22 protein-coding genes are annotated in these 17,944 nt (G+C 67.1%); 6 read left to right on the top strand and 16 right to left on the bottom strand.

Going from position 1 to position 17,944, the window contains the following annotated elements; translation table 11 throughout:
- Nucleotides 1-3: 3 nt before the first annotated feature.
- The 3 genes from SLNSH_RS10285 (at nucleotide 4) to SLNSH_RS10275 (ending at nucleotide 2,964) form a co-directional block, all read left to right on the top strand.
- Entirely contained in the window at nucleotides 4-969 is a 966-nt protein-coding gene (locus tag SLNSH_RS10285; RefSeq protein WP_245422222.1) for a DMT family transporter, read from the top strand.
- Complete coding sequence (locus SLNSH_RS10280; protein WP_106336709.1) at nucleotides 966-2,186, top strand: MFS transporter; 1,221 nt, start codon at nucleotides 966-968, stop codon at nucleotides 2,184-2,186. The genes SLNSH_RS10285 and SLNSH_RS10280 overlap by 4 nt, the downstream gene beginning before the upstream one ends.
- 160 nt (nucleotides 2,187-2,346) lie before the next feature.
- A complete protein-coding gene (locus SLNSH_RS10275; protein ID WP_106336707.1) occupies nucleotides 2,347-2,964 on the top strand; it encodes a helix-turn-helix domain-containing protein in 618 nt (205 codons plus the stop codon).
- Between the two features lie 310 nt (nucleotides 2,965-3,274).
- On the opposite strand, the gene SLNSH_RS10270 is transcribed toward SLNSH_RS10275, so the two are convergent.
- The 7 genes from SLNSH_RS10270 to SLNSH_RS10240 form a co-directional block, all read right to left on the bottom strand.
- Nucleotides 3,275-4,216, bottom strand: coding sequence for a c-type cytochrome (locus SLNSH_RS10270; RefSeq protein ID WP_106336705.1), 942 nt, complete (start codon nucleotides 4,214-4,216; stop codon nucleotides 3,275-3,277).
- A gap of 224 nt (nucleotides 4,217-4,440) precedes the next feature.
- Nucleotides 4,441-4,878 (bottom strand): c-type cytochrome, encoded by a 438-nt coding sequence (locus SLNSH_RS10265; protein ID WP_106336703.1) that lies wholly within the window; start codon nucleotides 4,876-4,878, stop codon nucleotides 4,441-4,443.
- Between the two features lie 145 nt (nucleotides 4,879-5,023).
- Nucleotides 5,024-7,339, bottom strand: coding sequence for a xanthine dehydrogenase family protein molybdopterin-binding subunit (locus tag SLNSH_RS10260; RefSeq protein ID WP_106336701.1), 2,316 nt, complete (start codon nucleotides 7,337-7,339; stop codon nucleotides 5,024-5,026).
- Between the two features lie 48 nt (nucleotides 7,340-7,387).
- Complete coding sequence (locus SLNSH_RS10255) at nucleotides 7,388-7,729, bottom strand: rhodanese-like domain-containing protein (protein WP_106336699.1); 342 nt, start codon at nucleotides 7,727-7,729, stop codon at nucleotides 7,388-7,390.
- A gap of 118 nt (nucleotides 7,730-7,847) precedes the next feature.
- Nucleotides 7,848-8,294 carry a peptidoglycan-binding protein LysM gene (gene lysM, locus SLNSH_RS10250; protein WP_106336697.1) on the bottom strand — a complete coding sequence of 149 codons (447 nt, stop codon included), beginning with the start codon at nucleotides 8,292-8,294 and terminating at the stop codon, nucleotides 7,848-7,850.
- Between the two features lie 176 nt (nucleotides 8,295-8,470).
- The gene (locus SLNSH_RS10245) at nucleotides 8,471-9,043 is read right to left on the bottom strand and encodes a sigma-70 family RNA polymerase sigma factor (protein WP_106336695.1); all 573 of its coding nucleotides are present in this window, start codon (nucleotides 9,041-9,043) and stop codon (nucleotides 8,471-8,473) included.
- The gene (locus SLNSH_RS10240) at nucleotides 9,040-9,255 is read right to left on the bottom strand and encodes a NepR family anti-sigma factor (RefSeq protein WP_106336693.1); all 216 of its coding nucleotides are present in this window, start codon (nucleotides 9,253-9,255) and stop codon (nucleotides 9,040-9,042) included. Before SLNSH_RS10240 ends, SLNSH_RS10245 begins: the two co-directional genes overlap by 4 nt.
- 162 nt (nucleotides 9,256-9,417) lie before the next feature.
- Between SLNSH_RS10240 and SLNSH_RS10235 the strand changes: the two genes are divergently transcribed.
- A complete protein-coding gene (locus tag SLNSH_RS10235; RefSeq protein WP_106336692.1) occupies nucleotides 9,418-10,230 on the top strand; it encodes a response regulator in 813 nt (270 codons plus the stop codon).
- A 120-nt stretch (nucleotides 10,231-10,350) separates the two neighbouring features.
- Here the strand turns inward: SLNSH_RS10235 and SLNSH_RS10230 are convergent, their stop codons facing one another.
- The 5 genes from SLNSH_RS10230 to SLNSH_RS10210 all read right to left on the bottom strand — a co-directional run bounded on the left by SLNSH_RS10230 (nucleotide 10,351) and on the right by SLNSH_RS10210 (nucleotide 12,657).
- Nucleotides 10,351-10,707 carry a hypothetical protein gene (locus SLNSH_RS10230; protein WP_106336690.1) on the bottom strand — a complete coding sequence of 119 codons (357 nt, stop codon included), beginning with the start codon at nucleotides 10,705-10,707 and terminating at the stop codon, nucleotides 10,351-10,353.
- A 22-nt stretch (nucleotides 10,708-10,729) separates the two neighbouring features.
- Nucleotides 10,730-10,888 carry a DUF3309 family protein gene (locus SLNSH_RS10225; protein WP_106336689.1) on the bottom strand — a complete coding sequence of 53 codons (159 nt, stop codon included), beginning with the start codon at nucleotides 10,886-10,888 and terminating at the stop codon, nucleotides 10,730-10,732.
- Nucleotides 10,889-11,167: 279 nt separating this feature from the next.
- Nucleotides 11,168-11,446 (bottom strand): hypothetical protein, encoded by a 279-nt coding sequence (locus SLNSH_RS24570; protein ID WP_146140240.1) that lies wholly within the window; start codon nucleotides 11,444-11,446, stop codon nucleotides 11,168-11,170.
- 102 nt (nucleotides 11,447-11,548) lie between these two features.
- Nucleotides 11,549-12,124: a low affinity iron permease family protein gene (locus tag SLNSH_RS25575; RefSeq protein WP_106336685.1), complete on the bottom strand. Its 576-nt coding sequence runs from the start codon at nucleotides 12,122-12,124 to the stop codon at nucleotides 11,549-11,551.
- A 263-nt stretch (nucleotides 12,125-12,387) separates the two neighbouring features.
- Nucleotides 12,388-12,657 (bottom strand): glycine zipper domain-containing protein, encoded by a 270-nt coding sequence (locus tag SLNSH_RS10210; RefSeq protein ID WP_106336684.1) that lies wholly within the window; start codon nucleotides 12,655-12,657, stop codon nucleotides 12,388-12,390.
- A 244-nt stretch (nucleotides 12,658-12,901) separates the two neighbouring features.
- On the opposite strand from SLNSH_RS10210, the gene SLNSH_RS10205 reads away from it, so the two are divergent.
- Complete coding sequence (locus SLNSH_RS10205) at nucleotides 12,902-13,186, top strand: con-10 family general stress protein (protein WP_106336682.1); 285 nt, start codon at nucleotides 12,902-12,904, stop codon at nucleotides 13,184-13,186.
- Between the two features lie 116 nt (nucleotides 13,187-13,302).
- On the opposite strand, the gene SLNSH_RS10200 is transcribed toward SLNSH_RS10205, so the two are convergent.
- On the bottom strand, nucleotides 13,303-13,986 hold the full coding sequence (locus SLNSH_RS10200) for a glycosyltransferase family protein (protein WP_106336680.1): 684 nt from the start codon (nucleotides 13,984-13,986) through the stop codon (nucleotides 13,303-13,305).
- A 200-nt stretch (nucleotides 13,987-14,186) separates the two neighbouring features.
- Here SLNSH_RS10200 and SLNSH_RS10195 point away from each other — a divergent pair, with 200 nt between their 5' ends.
- Nucleotides 14,187-14,378, top strand: coding sequence for a hypothetical protein (locus SLNSH_RS10195; RefSeq protein WP_106336678.1), 192 nt, complete (start codon nucleotides 14,187-14,189; stop codon nucleotides 14,376-14,378).
- Nucleotides 14,379-14,383: 5 nt separating this feature from the next.
- Here SLNSH_RS10195 and SLNSH_RS10190 read toward each other — a convergent pair whose 3' ends face one another.
- The 3 genes from SLNSH_RS10190 to SLNSH_RS10180 form a co-directional block, all read right to left on the bottom strand.
- Complete coding sequence (locus SLNSH_RS10190; protein ID WP_106336676.1) at nucleotides 14,384-15,235, bottom strand: SDR family oxidoreductase; 852 nt, start codon at nucleotides 15,233-15,235, stop codon at nucleotides 14,384-14,386.
- A gap of 32 nt (nucleotides 15,236-15,267) precedes the next feature.
- Complete coding sequence (locus SLNSH_RS10185; RefSeq protein ID WP_106336674.1) at nucleotides 15,268-15,591, bottom strand: hypothetical protein; 324 nt, start codon at nucleotides 15,589-15,591, stop codon at nucleotides 15,268-15,270.
- A gap of 74 nt (nucleotides 15,592-15,665) precedes the next feature.
- The gene (locus SLNSH_RS10180) at nucleotides 15,666-17,837 is read right to left on the bottom strand and encodes a PAS domain-containing protein (protein ID WP_158266738.1); all 2,172 of its coding nucleotides are present in this window, start codon (nucleotides 17,835-17,837) and stop codon (nucleotides 15,666-15,668) included.
- Nucleotides 17,838-17,944 lie beyond the last annotated feature (107 nt).

Below are 17,944 nucleotides of genomic sequence, written 5' to 3'. Positions count from 1 at the left end.
AACGTGTTCCCTTGGGCGCCCCGTCCGCAGATCGACCCCGTGAACGCGCTTCTCGGCATCAGCCTCAAGATCATCTCAACCCTCGCTTTCACGGCGATGTCGACGCTGATCAAGCTCGCCGGCGACGCTGGCTATCCTACGGGCCAGACGGTCTTCTTTCGCTCGTTTTTCGCCCTGATCCCCCTGCTTGCGTGGCTCGCCTCGCGCGGCGAACTGGTGGACGCGGTGCGCACGACCCGGCTCTTCGGACATCTCAAGCGCAGCATCGCCGGCACAATGGCGATGTTCTGCGGCTTCACAGCGCTCTCGCTTCTTCCCCTGCCGGACGCGACCGCCATCGGCTACGCGACCCCGCTGATGACGACGCTGCTGGCCGCGCTGGTGCTCAAGGAGGTCGTGCGCGTCTACCGCTGGAGCGCGCTCGGCGTCGGCTTCTGCGGCATGCTCATCATGATGATTCCCTACATGCAGCCGGGGGGCGCCTATGGGCGGCGCGAGGCCATTGGCGCGCTGTTCGGCCTGGGAGGAGCCTTCTTCAGCGGCATCTCCTCCATCGAGATCCGCAAGCTGGCGCAGATCGAGAAGACCGGCGCGATCGTGTTCTACTTCTCCAGCACTGCCTCGGTGATCGGCCTCAGCACGATCGTCCTCGGCTGGCGTATGCCGGGCTGGCATGACGGCGCGCTGCTCGTGATGGCCGGGATCGCCGGCGGCGTCGGCCAGATCCTGCTTACGTCCAGCTACCGCTTCGCGCCCGCTTCCGTGATCGCGCCCTTCGACTACACCACCCTGATCTGGGCTTTGATCGTCGGCTTCGTGGTGTTCTCCAACATCCCCGAGCCGCTCGTGCTGACCGGCGCCGCGCTGGTGATCGCCGCAGGCCTTTTCGTGATCTGGCGCGAACGCCAGCTTGGCCTGGAGGACCGGCGCCGGCGCGAGCGCGAAGCTGGCGCGCAGCGCTCCACATGAAGGAGCGCGCCTCCCTCTCCGGCCCTCTGGGGCGTGCGCTGCTCACCCTCGGCGTGACGGAGATCGCCGCCTGGGGCTCCCTGTTCTACAGCATGGCGCTGGTTGGACCGCGCATCGCGGCCGAGACCGGCTGGTCGCAGGCGCTCGTCTATGGCGGATTCAGCCTGGCGCTCGTCGCCTCCGGCCTTTCCGCCCCGGCCGCCGGCCGCCTTATCGACCGGCACGGCGGCCGGCCCGTGATGGCCAGCGCCTCCCTGCTCGGCGCCGCCGGACTCGCTGTTCTCGCCGTCAGCCACGGACCGCTTGGCTATCTCCTTGGCTGGGCCGCGATCGGCGTCGCCATGGCGGGCACGCTCTATGATCCCGCTTTCGCCACCCTCGCGCAGATCGCCGGTCCGCAGACCCGCCGCGCCATCTCGTTGCTGACTCTGGCGGGCGGCTTCGCCTCCACGGTTTCATGGCCTGTCACGCTCTGGCTGCTGGGCCAGATGGACTGGCGCAGCGTGTTGTTGGTCCATGCGGCAGGCCAGGCCCTTCTGTGCGCGCCCTTGCTCGCCTTCGCTCTCCCGGCCGCTAGCGCCGGCTCCGTGGTGGCCAGGACCACCGAAACGGCCTTGCCCCGCCCGTCCCTGCTGCGCGACATGGACTGGACGGCCTTCGGCCTGTTCGCCCTGGTCATCGCCGCCCATGGCTTTGTCACGAGCGCGCTCTCGGTTCATCTTGTCCGCCTTCTGGATGTACTCGGCATGACAGAGGCCCAGGCCGTCCTGGCGGGCGCCTTCATTGGCCCGGCGCAGGTGGGCGCGCGTCTGCTCGAATTGTTGTTCGGAGCCCGTCTCAGCGCCCTGGGCCTGGGCGTCTGCGCGACCGTGCTTCTGCCGGTCGCCTTCGCCGTGCTGGCCGGGCTCCCGGCAGGAACAGCCGTGGCCGTGGCGTTCAGCCTCGTCTATGGCGCCTCCAACGGCCTCGTCACGATCGCCCGCGGCGTGGTGCCCTTCGCCCTCTTCCGCCGCGACCGTTACGGCGAGATCCTGGGCCTGCTCTCCACACCGGCGCTCGTCGCCAAGGCCTCTGCGCCCGTGCTCTTCGCGCTCGTGGTGGCGGACCATCGCGCCGGACCGGCTCTGATGCTCTGCAGCGCGCTCGCGCTGCTCGCGGCGGCCGCGATGCTGGCCCTCGCCACCCTGCGGCGGGAGCGTCCAGCCCCGGCGCCCTAGTCCGCTGTAACGAACGGGCGCGCTTGCATTCGGCGGCAAAGCCCAAGCCGACCCCAAGTTCTCCAGCGCATGCGGGCAGTATCTACTCCCTGGGACGAACGGGCCTTTACAAAGCCGCGTTCGTTTTTCAAAACAGAAGCACGCGCAAGGGAGCATGACGATGGGTGTCGAAGGCCGTGAAAAGGTCAAGGTGTTGGACATCGGCGCCCATGCCCTGTCGGGTCAGTTGGGCAAGACCATCCAGCGCCTGCGCAAGGCCTACAACCTGTCGCTCTCTGAGCTCGCCGAGCAGTCCGGCGTCGCCAAGTCGATCATCAGCCAGATCGAGCGCAACGAGACCAATCCCACACTCGCCACCATCTGGCGGCTGTCCCAGGCGCTCGACGTCTCCATCGAACGCGTGCTGTCGAGCGGCGACGACGAGCCCTTCATCGACAAGACCACCAAGGGCGACACCCCCATCCTGGTGTCGGACGACGGCAAGGTCCGCCTCGGCATCATCGGCTGGATCAAGACGGTCGAGTGGCTGCAGTGGTACGACGTCAACGCCGAGCCCGGCGGCGTGCTCGACTCCGACGCGCACCAGCGCGGCTCCATCGAGTGCCTCTCCGTCATGGATGGCGAGTTCGAGGTGGAGGTCAGCGGCCAGATCCAGCGCGCCAAGGCGGGCGAGACCCTCCGCTACCGCTGCGACCGCCCCCACAGCGTCCGTTGCGTATCGTCCACGCCCGGCCACGCCACCATGGTCTGCATCCTGAAGGCCGCCGTGATGGATTGAGGGCCAAGGCCCGGCATTGAGGTCCACCGTCATCCCCGGCGCGCCGGGAAGGGGATCCAGGGCGACTTGCCCGGGCTTGCCCGTTTCGCGCCGATCACGATTTGCGCCAGCTTGTCCGGGCTCGCGCCACGCCTCCTCCCCTTCCCCCTTCGCGGCTGCGTTGCTCCGGCCGGGGATGTCGTGCGAAGGAGCCCTTTGTCCGTGATTGCGAAGGAAGCGAAGCAATCCAGGGCGTGACGACTTGGGCGCCTCCTTCTGGGTTGCTTCGTCGCTGCGCTCCTCGCAGAGACGGAAAGCGCCGCGAACCTGTCTAGTCCGCCTTCTTCGCCGGCCGGGGCGGGCTTGCGACCGGCGGCAGGCTCTTCAGGTACTCCGCCATGGCGCCGCGGTCGGCGTCACCGAGCTGCGACGTGTTGCGGATCACTGGCCCCATCGAGCCTCCGACGGCGTCGTACTCCGGCGTGAAACCGGTCTTGAGCAGTTCGGCGATGTCGGCCTTCGACCAGGACTTCAGGCCTGCCTCGTGCTGGGTGATGTTCGGCACGAAGCCCTTGCCCTCCGGGTCCGGCCCGCCCGAGAGGCGCTTGTCTGCCACGATCGCCCCCGTGAAGGCGCGCGGCGAATGGCATTCGGCGCAGTGGCCGGGCCCTTCGACGAGATAGCGACCGCGGTTCCACTCGGCGCTTTTGGACGGGTCGGACTGCGCCTGCTTGCCGTCCAGGAAGGCGAGCTTCCACAGTCCGAGCCCGCGCCGGAGATTGTAGGGGAACGGCAGAACGTGGTCGGGCGCCCTCCCCTCCACCGCCGAAAGCGTCTTCAGGAAGCCGAAGAGATCCGCGAGGTCCGAAGCGCCCATGCGCTGGTAGGACGTGTAAGGGAACGCCGGATAGTAGTGTCGCCCGTCGGGCGACACGCCCTCGCGCATGGCCCGGATGAAGCTCGCCACGTCCCATCCGCCGATCCCGTCGCGCGGATGCGGCGAGATGTTCGGCGCATGAAACGTGCCGAACGGCGATTCGAGCGCGAGCCCCCCGCCGAGGCGCGTCCGATCGTCCTGTCCCGGGGTGGCGTGGCACGAGGCGCAGCCCCCGGCCCAGAACAGCGTGCGGCCGTTCTCGAGGTTCGGCGCCGACGCGACCGTCACGTCCGGCGCGCCGCGGACAAGCTCGTAGGTGGACGGCGCCGTCAGCAGCCAGAAACCCGCGGCCCCGAGCGCCAGCAGGACCACCAACGCGACCAAGAGCTTCTTCATGTCCGCCTGCAAAAAGGAGCGCCGTAATACTTGGCGGCTGCGCAGCAGCCCGGGACGGGAGCCTGGGGGACAAGGCTGCGGGCTCTGGCCCCCTTCCCCTCCGTGCTACGCCGGCCAGGATGACGGAGAACAACTGCCGTTCCCGTCCGGTCGCCCGACAAGAGTCAGCGCCGGAGGGGCTTCCGGGACGAGATCCGGCTGGGAGAGTTGCGCCTGCTTGGCGCTCAGCTCTTCTTGACCCGGTAGGTCTCGTGGCAGCCGCCGCAGTTCTTGAGCACAGCGGGGAAGTTCGCCTTGAAGGTCGCCTCGTCCTTGATGGCGGCGGACGCCTTCTGGGCGTCGGCGGCGAACTTGGCGAAGTGGTCCTTGAAGCCCGCCATGTCCTCCCAGATCTTCGGCGCGGCGGTGGTCTCGCCGCCCGTCTTGGAATTCTCCGGGTAGAGCGTCGGCATTTTTTGAGCCGCGTCCTGGTAGGTCGCGAGGGCCTTCTGCACCTTGGCGAGGTCGAAGGGCGTCTCGCCTTTCAGCATGCCGCCCGGATCCTTGGTGGCCGCGCCCACGCCCTTCATGATCTCCCGACGCTGCGCGATGACGTCCGACTGGGCCACCACGGCGGTGGCCCCGAGCGCGACAGCGATGGTGGCGATTGCGATGCGAAGCATAAGTGAAGTTCCTCCTGGCTCGTTCAACGGAGCTCTGGTTGATCGGAAGCGCAGGTTGACCCCGCGAATGAGGGAAAGCGAGCCAATGAGGCGCAAAGCCGATCTTGCATCCTTGCAAGATCAACTTTGCGTCAGCAACACGTGATCAGGCCGCTTGGGTCGAGGCCGAACGGATCACGTCGAACACGCGGTCGGGCGTCGCCGGCATGTCGATGTCGCGCACGCCGAAGGCGCGGTCGAGCGCGTCCACGACCGCGTTCATTACGGCCGGGCAGGACCCGATGGACCCCGCCTCGCCGGCGCCCTTCATGCCGAGCGGGTTCGTGGTGGAGGGAACGTTCTTGGTTTCGAAGTGGAGGAAGGGAACGTCCCCGGCGCGCGGCAGCGTGTAGTCCATGAAGCTCGCCGTCACGAGCTGCCCATCCGCGTCGTAGACCGTCTTCTCCAGCAGCGCCTGGCCGATGCCCTGGACCACGCCCCCGTGCACCTGGCCGGCCAGCAGCAGCGGGTTCACCGCGATGCCGAAGTCGTCGCAGATGGTGTAGCGCACCACCTGCGTGACGCCGGTGTCGAGGTCGATCTCGACCTCCGCGATATGTGTCCCGTTCGGGTAGGTGGCGTTGGGCGGCGTGAAGTCGCCCTCGCCGGTGCGCAGTTCCTTGGTGGCCTCGGGCAGGTTGGCGAGGTCGACGAAGTCGATGCGCCGGTCGGTGCCGGCCACGCGCACGCCGCCATCCGCCACCTCGAGATCGGCCACGCTGGCTTCGAGCTTCTGCGAGGCGAGGTCCTTCAGCTTCTCGGCCAGATTGCGCGACGCGGCATACACGGACACGCCGCCCACCGGAATGGAGCGGGACCCGCCCGTGCCGTTGCCCGTCTTCACCGTCAGGGTGTCGCCTTGCACGACCTTGATCCGCTCCAGCGGAATGTCGAGGTGCTGCGAGGCGAACTGCGCATAGGCTGTGGCGTGCCCCTGCCCGTTCGACTGCGTGCCGGAATAGACGGTCACGGTGCCGTCGGTCTCCAGCCGGATCTCCACGTCCTCGCCCTCGCCCCAGGCGGTGCACTCGATGTAGGTCGCCATGCCGATGCCGCGCAGCTTGTTCTGCTTGCGCGCGGCGCGGACCCGCTCCTTGAAGCCGGCCCAGTTGGCCGCTTCCATGGCGCGGGTCATATGCTGGTCGAAGTCGCCGGTGTCGTAGGTCCGGTCCCCGATCGGCGTGGAATACGGCATGGCGCTCGACGGGATGAAGTTCTTGCGCCGGATCTGCTCGGGCTTCATTCCTGTCTCGCGCGCGGCCCTGTCGACGAGGCGCTCCAGGAGGTACGCGGCCTCCGGGCGACCGGCTCCCCGGTAGGCGTCCACCGGCACCGTGTTGGTGTAGACGCCGCGGCAGCGGACATAGATCGCCGGCGTCTTGTAGACGCCCGTCATCATGGTCGCCCCGAGATACGGGATGTACGGCCCGTACTGGGACGCGTACGCGCCGATGTCGCCCAGGATGTCGAACCGCATGGCCAGGAACTGGCCGGACCTGTCCATCGCGACCTCGCCCACGGCGATGTTGGCGCGGCCCTGGGCGTCGCCCATGAAGTGGTCGGCCCGGTCGGCGATCCAGCGCACCGGCCGTTTGAGCCGCTTCGCGGCCTCCGCGGCGAGCGGATACTCGCGGTAGCAGAACGTCTTGGTGCCGAAGCCGCCGCCGACGTCGCCGGTGACGACGCGGATGTTCTCCGGCTTGATCTTCAGAACCTGCCCCGCGAGCGTGTCGCGGATGCCGTGCACGCCCTGGCTCGACAGGGTGAGCGTGTAGCTCTTCGTCTTGGCGTCGTACTCGGCGATGACGCCGCGGGTCTCCATGTAATTGGTGACCAGCCGGTTGTTCTCGATCTCGATCTTCACGACCTTGGCGGCGGAAGCGAAGATGCCGTCCACCTTGGTCTTGTCCCCCATGGCGGCGTCGAAGCTCACATTGTCCGGCTGTTCCGTCCAGACGGCCGGTGCGCCAGGCTTCAGCGCCGCGCGCATGTCCACGGACGCGGGCAGCGGCTCCCAGTCGACGCCGATCGCCTCGGCGGCGTCCTTCGCTTGATTGACAGTCTCGGCCACCACGAACGCGACCGCGTCGCCGACGTGCTTGGCCACGCCTTTGGCCAGCACGGGGATGTGCGCCACGTGGTTCTGGGTGCCGTCGGAATTCGGCATGGCCGCCTGGCAGGGCACGTCGCCCAGATGCGCCACGTCCTCGTGGGTGAGGATCAGCTTCACGCCCTTCATGGCGCGAGCCGTCTCCAGGTCCGTGAAGGTGAACCGAGCATGAGCGTGCGGGCTGCGCAGCAGCACGGCTTCGAGCTGCTTCTCGGGCTGGTAGTCCGCGGTATAGCGGCCGCCGCCCGTGACGAGGCGCTGGTCCTCCACGCGGCGGAGCGGCTGGCCGATGCCGAACTTCTTCACGGTCATGGGAAGGTCTCTCGGAGAGGCAGGAAGGTGGGACGAAGGCGGGATGAACTAGGAGCCGGTCTCCACAGGTTCGCCGTGGTTCACCCAGTCGAGGAAACCGCCGGCGAGATGGGCGTCGACGCCCACGCCATGCGCCTGGGCGATCCCGGCGGCCTGGAGCGAGCGCTTGCCGGATCGGCACGAAAGCACGACGCGCTTGCCGTTCGCCTCGGGCAGCGCGGCCGGATCGAATGTGGACAGGGGAAAGAGCACGGAGCCGGGGATGTGGCCGGCCTCCCACTCGTTGGGCTCGCGCACGTCCACAAGCAAAATGGAGCCGTCGGCCAGCCCTGCCTTGACCTCCTCGACGGAGAGATCCTCGACTCTGGGCCCTTGGCCAAAACCAAACATGCGGCGACGCTCCCTGACGTTTGCTCGGGACTTTAGCCCATCCGAACAAGTTGGCCAGAGGGAGCGACGGCGCGAGCGATGCGGGGCGCGCGCAGGACGCGTGCGCCCCGTTCGCCCCTTAGGCGAGCGGCGGGATGCGCAACACCTGACCCGGATAGATCTTGTCGGGATGCGTCAGCATCGGCTTGTTGGCCTCGAAGATCTCCGTGTAGTGGGCGCCCTTGCCCTTGCCGTATTCCTTTTCGGCGATCGCCCACAGCGTGTCGCCCTTGGCGACCGTGTACATGTTGGACGGCGGCGTCTCCTTGTTGACGATCAGGTCGCTCTGGACCTCCGCCACGCCCTGCGTGTTGCCGAGCGCCAGGATGATCTTCTCCGCGTCCGCCGTGGACATGGCGTTGCCGGAGACCTTCACCTTGTCGCCCTCCACGCTGACCTGAAGCCCTTGGGCCTGCAGCCCGTGCTTGGCGACCTCCTGCTGCAGGGCCTCGGGCGTGGCCGCAGCGCTCGGGCTCGCGCCGAACAGCTTCTCGCCCGCATCCTTGATGAACTTGAACAGTCCCATCCCTCTCTCCTTCTGTTGGATCCAGCGAACTAGGGCACGGCTGCGCCGCTCCGGACAAGCAACCGGCGCAGGTACCCTCCGCCAAGATCAAGCAACGCGCGAAACACGGAATGCGATCACGCAAAAAAGCCCGCGATCGAGGATCGCGGGCTCGGATATTTCGGAAGCGAGCTGGCTTATTCCCCGGCGCGCAGAAGCTTGTCCATGGCGGGTTCGGCCGGATTCCAGGCCGTGTCGCCATCCGCGCCGTCTTCTGACGCCATGGCGAGCAGCTGCCCCAGGCGATTGCGAGCCCGGTTCACGCGGCTCTTCATGGTGCCGACCGCGCAGCCGCAGATGTCTGCGGCTTCCTCGTAGGACATCCCGGAGGCGCCCACGAGGATCAGAGCCTCGCGCTGGTCCGGCGACAGCTGCTGCAGGGCGTCCTGGAAGTCCAGGAAATCCATGTGCGAATTCTGCGACGGAGCTGAGGCCAGCCGCGCCGCGATCTGCCCTTCGGGGTCGGCCACTTCGCGGCGGCGCTTGCGGTATTCCGAGTAGAAGATGTTGCGAAGGATCGTGAACAGCCAGGCGGACATGTTCGTGCCTTCGGTGAAGGACCCCAGATTGCTCCAGGCCTTCACAAGGGTTTCCTGCACGAGGTCGTCGGCGCGGTCGATATTTCCGGAGAGCGACATCGCAAAGGCGCGCAGGCTCGGGATGGCGCCGAGCAGTTCGGCCTTGAGGCTGGCGCTGCCCTGCGGGTTCATTCCGTCTCTCCGAGCTTCTCGTCGAGTTTGTCCATGAGCTCCTTGAAGCGGTCTGGTACTGGCTGATTGAGGACGTCTTCGTAAACGGCTCTCAACTGGCGCCCGATGTGGTCCTGGATCTGGGGAACGAGACCAGGGGTCGCTTCACGACCGACTCCACCCGGACCCGCCTTGGCTGGATCCGGGCGCCGGGCGCTCTTCTTCTGCGTCATTGCCACCCTCCGGGGGCGCGGAAAGACAGCTCCGCGCGGCACGATAGTTCGGAGTTTCAACGCGCAGCTACGTTCCCGGTTCCCGTCTGGCGGGAACCTTTTTTTCAGCCGTACGTTGTGGCCCAATGCCGCGCTCACGCACGGTCACCGATTGGGGGCGTTATGCCGATTTCTCAGGCCATCTCACCGCATTTGCCGTTCCTGCGCCGCTTCGCCCGTGCGCTGACCGGCAATCAACGCATTGGCGACGTTTATGTTCAGGCCACTCTTGAATCGATTGTATCTGATCCTTCGCGCATCGACCTGAACGGCGATGTGCGCATTGCCCTTTATCGCCTGCTGCTTGAGGTCTGGCGCTCGGTGCCGATCAACGCCCAAGTGGATCCCGGGCTGCCTCCCGTCGAATTGGGCGCCCAGCGCAGTCTCGACGCGATGACGCCGCGCTCCCGCATCGCCTTCCTGTTGCGCTCCCTCGAGGGCTTCAGCACCGCCGAGGTCGCTCAGACGCTCGATTGTTCGCTCGGTGAGGCCCAGGCGCTGCTCGACGCGGCCGGCAAGGAGCTTGCCGAGCAGATCAAGACCGACGTGCTCATCATCGAGGACGAGCCGCTGATCGCCCTCGATCTCCAGAGTCTGGTAGAGGACCTCGGTCACCGGGTGGTCGACGTGGCGCGCACTCACAAGGAGGCGGTCGCCTCCATCCAGAAGCTGCGGCCTGGCCTGATCCTCGCGGACATCCAGCTCGCGGATGGATCCTCGGGCCTCGAAGCCGTCAACGAGATCCTCGGCGCCATTGAGGTCCCGGTGATCTTCATTACGGCCTATCCAGAGCGCTTCCTCACGGGCACCCGGCCGGAGCCCGCCTTCCTGATCACCAAGCCGTTCCTCACCGATACGGTGAAGGCGGTGATCAGCCAGGCGCTGTTCTTCCAGCGCCGCGCCCAGCGCCCGGACAAGCTCGCCGCGTCCGCCTGAGGCTCGCTCAACCAAAACAAGAACCCGTTGAAGCCGCCTCTGAACGGCTTCAACGGGTTTCTCTTTGCGCTTTAGGTCGAAGATGAGAAAGACACAACTTAAGGCTGCGCCTTCAACAGCTTAGCGGCTCGTCATCATACCCAGGATCATGCCCGTTATTCCCGCGACGAGCAGCGCCGTCATGGGACTACGCCGCACGGAATCCTCCAGCTCGGTCCCGAGCGTCTGCAGGCGAGCCTGGGCGTCTTCCGCAAGGCCGCTTCCGGCCCGCGCGAAACTGCCTGCGGCGTCGGTCACCTGCCCGCGAGCGGTGTCGACCGCCTCACGGACGCGGCCGGCCTGCTCCGCCGCCTGCTCTCGCACCAACTGGGCCACCGCCTCGCTCAGCTTGCCGAGGTCGGCGCGAAGCTTGTTGAGATCGTCACGGACGTCCTCCGGACCGCTGCCCCCGCCAGAAACGCTGTCGAAATCAGTCACGTGATGTCTCCCTGTTTCGATCTCACATCCTGCCTGTCAGCAGCAGGACGATGATGATCAGCACCACGACGCCGAGAATGCCGGACGGGCCATAGCCCCAGCCGCGACTATACGGCCACGTCGGCACGGCGCCGATCAGCAAGAGGATGAGGATGATCAGCAGAATGGTGCTGAGGCCCATGGTCGATCTCCTGAATGGGTTGGCGCGCCAGCGCCGCGCCTGTTGCCTCGGTTCTTTCGTCGAGAACCCTGATGCTGCGGCAACGTTCAGGTTCTTTGGATGGTTCCTCGCGGCCGCCTGCCGGCCCCCCAAGCAGAACGGGATCCGCAGCCTGGTCAGCTGCGGATCCCGTTTGGCTCGGTTCGATCGGGCGGGAGGGGGCGTTCTGGCCCGAACCGTGCCTTGCTAGCCTAACGACGGGCGCGCCTCTGGGGTTCCATGCCGCGCCTGCCCTCCGCTCTATTCTGCGGTCAGTGAGGCGACGACCCAGGGATTCCAGGGAGAACGCTTCCCATCGGCGCTTGACGAGGCGGCCGCGTCGGCGGGAGCGCAGGTTCCGGAAATCGTTCGAGCCTTGGGCGCTGCTGCGATCGTTTCGCGCTTCACCACCAGGCTCGCCGGCGTTGCGGACGGCTTGGCCTCCGGCGCCCTCTTCACCACCGCGACCACCGGGGGAATAAAAAAGAAGGAAACGGCGACCGAGAAGGCGACGGTGGGGAGAATGCGCGACGCGTTCATCGGGAAGCTCTCCGTGTAGATGCAGCTTGACAACGTCAGCACTCTGGCCAAGTTCCCGAGGGCATGGTGCGTGAAAACGCACAAAGGCGTTCAATGCCGGTTTTAGTCGGTCGCCTTGCGCCGCTTGCGGACAGCCCTCTCCTTCACGGGACTGAGCACATCCTCGGCTGCGACGCCCACGGCTTTGGCTGCGGCCGTTTCCACGCGCTCCTTTCGCTCCTCCGAGTCGGCCGGAGCGTCTGCGGCGGCGTCGACCTCCTCGGCGATCGCAGCCACGACCTCCGGCTTTCCCAACTCCTTCACCTCCGAGATGTTCGGGTCGCGGGCCTGCTTGGCGACTTCGCGATACCGCTCCAGCAGCGTATTGAGCTGATCCTCGGAGAGTTCCTCCAGGTCGAGCAGCGTGTTGCGGGCCGAATGCGTCGCGCGGATCAACTCGTCCAGCTTGATCTGGACTGCCGCCGATTCACGGTTTTGCGTGTTCTGAATCAGGAAGACCATCAGGAAGGTGACGATCGTGGTTCCCGTGTTGATGGCGAGCTGCCAAGTATCGGAATAGCCCAGGAAGGGTCCCATCGCGCCCCAGACGACGATGATGAGGCACGACGCCACAAAGGTAAGCGGGTGACCCGCAAACCGGCTCGTTTTGGATGCGAAGACGGCGAATTTGGAGCCCATCGAGGTCCTCCGGAAGGAGCGTTGGTCGCAACAAACGCTCCGTCCTAGGCGCCGTTTCCTCACCCACCCGTAATCTTCGCGATTGAGGCAAACAGCGGGGCCGGACAAGCAATCGTAACCGGGAAGAATTTGCCGCTCGGCGTTGGGAGGAGCGGAACGACGAAGCCGCATGATCCCGAAAATCCGCCCGTCGCCTCGAGCGCCAAAAACAAAAGGGCCGGCTCTCGCCGGCCCTGCGCCGTTAGATCGGCGATGTTGAACCGTCAGTAGTAGTCGCAAACGCGACGGCCGTAGGCGTCATAGTAGCAGTCGGCCGCACGGCGCGGCGTGGTGGCAGCGCCGACCACGGCGCCGCCCGCGGCGCCGATCGCAGCCCCGGCGAGAGCGCCGCCGGCCCGACCGGTCGCAGCGCCGCCGATCACCGCGCCAGCCGCGCCGCCCAGGGCGGCGCCGGTCACGGCGCGATTGCCTTCTTCGGTGGCGCAAGCGCCGAGAGACAGGGCGACGGCGGAAATCATCAGGATCTTCTTCATCGTCATCTCCTTCAGACCGACTTCTTATCTGGGCCAACAGAAGACCCTGCGTCTCGTCGGCATTGCGGCTGCCAACGCAAGTCAAGCCACAAAGGTTGCGCCGTGGCTAGAGGGAGCCGCGCCTGAGCAGTCAAATCTCGATCATCGGCAAGCATTTCCACGGCTTCGCTCCGGGTTACCGAAACGCGGAACCAACCTAAAGGGCCAGCGTTGGGGGACACGAACGAACCAGAGGAGCGCAGGAATGCCAGATAAGCAGCAGCGGTCGAACCGGGGCTTCGCTTCGATGGACGAATCCAAGCAGCGGGACATCGCCCGCAAGGGAGGAGAAAGCGTCCCGAACGAGAAGCGCAGCTTTTCTCGGAATCCCCAGCTGGCCGCAGAGGCCGGGCGCAAGGGCGGCCGCAGCGTGGCGCCCGAATCCCGCAGCTTCTCTCGTGATCCCAAGCTGGCCGCCGAAGCGGGCCGAAAGGGCGGGGAGGCCTCCCACAGCCGCCGCATGAAGAACGCGGAAGCCGGCCAGCGCTGAGACGCTGCCAAAGCCGGAACGCTCATGGGCGTCGAATCCGCCAAGGCGGAATCGGCGCCTTATTCTTGTTGGCCAAGGTTCGCGCAGAAGTCAGGTCTCGAGAGCGATGTGGGGGCTCAAGCCCCCACCGCCTCGCTGAGGTCGATCGCGAGCACGCGTTCCCGGGTGTGCCGCACTGGAGCCCGCGCTCCTTGAGGGCGCATCCGCTCCATCTCTGACCGGATCCCCTTCCAGAGTGCGTCCCACCCACCGTCATCCCCGGTCGGCGCATTCGGCGCGAGCCGGACAGTCCCGTGGCGGGCCTTCTGCCGATCATACAACGCCCGGGTCGCCGCGAAGACGACGTCCACGCGCCCAATCACGCGCCGCTCGAGGAGGGGCAACGTCGCCGGGGCGTTCGGTCGAGCCGCCAAGTCCTCCGCGCAATCATAGATCCGCAGATCCGGGTTCAGGTGCGAGCTGAACGCCATCGCGGCCGGCGACGCGATCCAGATCACGGCCGGCTGGCCGCGCTCCGCCATGAGATCGTCCAGGAGCTTGCGCAGCAGCGCGTTCGCCGTGCGATCAGCCAGCCTGGGCGGCAGATGAGGGGTGGCCACGGCGACGCCGGAACCCTCGTCCCGGCATTCCATGGCTCCCGAGCCGGATCCGTCGAGAATGGGCTCCTCGAACACGAGCACCCGATGATCGCCGGCCGCCCGGGTCATCAGGGAGCAGAGGCGCGCATCCTGCTCCCGCCAGCGGCGGTGCGAAAAGCAGAGCAGCAGGGGCTTTCCGGTGGAGGTCGAAGAAAGGGTCATGGGCTTCCACGAAAGCTGACGCGTGTCCGCGTTCCTGCGAGGCCGCAGGAAACGAGGAATGGCGTGTGGGGGTCGAGATTGATGAGAGCCAAGAGCTACAAGGGAAACGTTCAAACCCTGCCAGGGTTCCACGGCGAACGTTCGGGAACTGAGGACCCTCGCCCGCGTTGGGTGCCGCCTCTCAGCAGGAGACATCGGCGATGGCGGACGAGGATGCGACGGCGTCACGCTTGGCGGAGTGCGCGGCCCTGATGCTCGGGCTGGCGCGGCTCATGCTGGACGCCGAGCCCCGGTCCTTCGCCGCCTGGCTCCGAAAAGTCGCGGACGACATCGAGGCAGAGGCGGCGCAAGATGAAGCGGAGGCGGCGAAAGCCGTCGCCGCGCGCCACTAGCCGGCCTACCCATTCACCACGGTTCCGCCATTCGGGTGGATCACCTGGCCCGAGATGTAGGTCGCGTCGTCGCTGGCCAGGAACACATAGGCGGGCGCCACCTCCCGGGGCTGCCCAGGGCGGCTCATAGGCACGTCCGAGCCGAACGTCTTCACCTTCTCGGGGGGAAACGTGGCCGGGATCAGCGGAGTCCAGATCGGCCCAGGGGCAACCGCGTTCACCCTGATTCCGTCTTTCGCCAGAGACATGGACAGAGAGCGCGTGAACGCCACGATCGCGCCTTTCGTCGAGCTGTAGTCCAGCAACTGCGGGCTGCCCTTGTAGGCGGTGACCGACGCCGTGTTGATGATGCTGTCTCCGGCCTTCAGGAGCGGCCGGACCGCCTTCGCCATGAAGAAGAAACTGAAGATGTTGGTGCGGAACGTCCGCTCGAGCTGCTCCTCGGAAATCTCGGTGATGTCCTCGCGCTGGTGCTGTTCGGCCGCGTTATTGACGAGCACGTTGATCCGGCCGAACGCATCAGCCGCCTTGGCCACCGCCTCGCGGCAGAAGGCCTCCTGTCCCACGTCCCCGGCGAGCGCCAGCGCTCGCGCGCCCTCCGCCTCGATGAGCCTCACGGTGTTCTGGGCGTCCTCGTGCTCTTCCTTGTAGACGATGCACACGGAGGCGCCCTCTCGCGCCATGGCGACCGCGACCGCACGCCCGATGCCGCTGTCCCCGCCCGTGATGATGACGCCCTTGCCCTTCAGGCGGCCCACGCCTGCAAAGCGCGGCGCATAGTCGGGCTTGGGATTCATTTCGGTCTCATGGCCCGGCTGGGAGCCCTGGCGCTGTGGAGGCATGGTCTGGTCGGACATGATGTCTCCGCTCTCGTGGAATGTCGTCGGGGTCAGTCGCGCGGTGGGCGCCGAGCGTTCTTGGAGGTCCTGGCCGGGACGGGCTCGCCGTCCTGAGGGGTGGGATAGCTCTCGAACTGCGCCATCGCCGTCGCCAGCATCCCGCAGGACGCCAGCGAGGCGCAGAGCAGCGCCATGGTGACTGTCGCCAGCGCGGGCATGTCGCTGGACAGGATCAGCGACCGCACCCCGCCGGTGTCCAGGCCGACCACGCCGGCGGTGATCAGGGCCCCGAACAGGAGGCCGCCGCCCAATTGGGTCAGCAGGAAGCGAGGCCAAGCCGCAAGAGCGGCCCTGCCGGAAGGGGCGCACGCCATTAAAATTATCCGTTGCTGTCGGTCAGGCAAACGGAGGCCGAGGCCGTTCGTTCCCGAAGGCGCGCCCGCGTCCCTTAGCCGGCCCAGACCTTCGGCTCGCGCGGCTCCGCGTCGGGCGCGCGCGTGTAGCTGGACGGCATGTCCAGCCGCCAGGAGAAGCCCGCGGGCGCGTAGTCCAGCTGCGCCCTTGCATTGAGCGCGCGGGGGACGAGCCGCTCGATCACGGCGTGGCCGAAACCCTTGTGCCGGGGCGGCTCCACCCTCGGCCCGTTGCTTTCGCGCCAGCTCAACGAGAAGCGGGCCTCGCCCGGCTGCGCTGGATCGGTTTGCTCGAAGCCCCAGGCGATGTCGATCAACCCGCCCGGGACGGAAAGCGCTCCGTATTTGGCCGAGTTGGTCGAAAGCTCGTGCAGCGCAAGCCCGATGTTCTGCGCCGCCTCCGGCTCAAGCCGCACGTCCGCGCCATGCAGCCGGATCCGGGTCCCGATGATGTCCTTCCAGAAGGTCAGCTGGGACTGCACCAGGTCGACCACGGCCGCGCCCTGCCAGTTCTCGTTGACCAGAATGTCCAGGGAGCTGGCCAGCCCCTGCAGGCGCCCGGAGAACCGCGACTCGAAATCCCGCGCCGATACGCTGGTGGTGAGCGTCTGGCGCGCCATGGCCTGCACCACTGCGAGCAGGTTCTTGGTGCGATGGGTCAGCTCCCGCAGCAGGATGCGATTGTGGGTTTCCCGTGTCCGGCGGTCGGTGACGTCCACGCTGGCGCCCAGGATGCCCAGGATCGCCCCGCTGCTGTCCCGGCGCGGCTCGACGCGGACCAGCTGCCAATTTTCTCCGCTGACCCCTTCGACCCGGAACTCGCCGGAGGCCGGCTCGCCGGCCGTGAGCACCGCCGTCTTCATTTCGGTGAGCCGGCGCGCCAGCTCGGGCTTGAAGACCTCGGCGTCCGTCCGACCGACGAAGTCGGCTGGGCTGCGGCCATCGAGTTCGCGGCTGACCCAGGTATAGAGGAGCTTCGCGTCCTGGGCGAAGACGGTGATGTCCGCGCCTTTCAGCGCGACCTGGAAGCGCTGCAGCGTGTCTCGCAGCTCGTCCGTGACGCGCGCGAGCTGATCCTGGGTCGCTTTCTCGCTGGTCAGGTCGATGATGGCCCCGATCAGACCGATCGTCCGCCCGTTCGCGTCCGCGAGCGGCTCCGCCTTGACCCGGAACCAGCGCGGGCGGCCCTCGATCTCGACGCTGTACTGGTAGTCGCGCGCCGTCCCCGAGGACAGGATCGCCTCCTTCGCCGGGATGATGATGGCGCAGACGTCCGGGGGCAGAAGATCCTCCTCCTTGAACCCGATCACCCGGCCGCTCGGCAAGCCGAACACGTCGCTGCTGATCCAGGTGAAGACCCTGTTCCGGTCCTGGGTGAACACGATGACGTTGGCGGCCCGCAGGGCCACCTCGAAACGTTGCACGGCGCCTGCGAGCTCGGCCGTCCTCGCCGCAACTTCCCGCTCCAGGCGCTCGTTGGCGGCGCTCAAGCGGCTGCGGCTGTCGGCCTCCTGCCGAAGGAAGCGGTAGGTGCTCAGCAATTGCTGAAGGCCGAACAGGAGGATGGCGAAGGCAGCCACCCCTCCGACGATCATCTGGATCCGCGCGGCGCTCCGGTAGCCGTGCTCGGATTGGGCCAGGACGAGCCGGTTCCTGTCGCGAAAATCGGCCAGCGACGCCCGAATCGCCGCCTGGTCCGCCGCATCCCCGAGGCTACGGATCCTGTCGCGCGCCTCGTCGCGCCGGCCCGCCTCGATGAGAGCCAGCACGCTGCGGATTTCCGTCACCCTGCCGTGGACCAGTTGCTCGATCCGCCCAAGGCGCTCGCGCTGGTTTTGGTCCATGACCAGCTCTCGAAGGCGCTCCAGCGGCGGCGTGACCGCCTCGAGGGCGTTGCGGAAGCGATCCACCGCCGCCGGGTCGTCCGACAGCAGCGCCGCATATTCGCCAGCAAGGATGTCGGAATAGGCGGATTCCAGCCGAAACACGCTCTCGCGCACCTGGGCCGCGCGCATGTTGACCGTGACGATCCGGTCCGTGTTGAGCACCGCCAGCACGGCGGCCACGACTGCCGCGACCAGGAAGGCCGCGCTCAGGATGGCCAGGAGCCAGCCCTGGCGAAACGCCTGGTCAGCAGGAGCGGATTCTGGAGTGGAATGAGCGGCGGCGCGGGAGCGCTCGAGGTCCGTGGGGGCGCGCTCAATCATGGCCGGGCCAGCTTTCGCCCGAGCCCGCGCCTGGCCATCCGCAGCCTGATCCATGAACGGAAGTCGCCCCGACCCGAGAGGCCGTTGAGCGGCCCGTGATTACCGAA

The sequence above is a fragment of the Alsobacter soli genome (assembly GCF_003004785.1).
Classification (GTDB): Bacteria; Pseudomonadota; Alphaproteobacteria; order Rhizobiales; family Beijerinckiaceae; genus Alsobacter; species Alsobacter soli.
The sequence above is the reverse complement of the archived record's forward strand: the minus strand, read 5'-3'. Positions and strand labels throughout refer to the sequence as shown.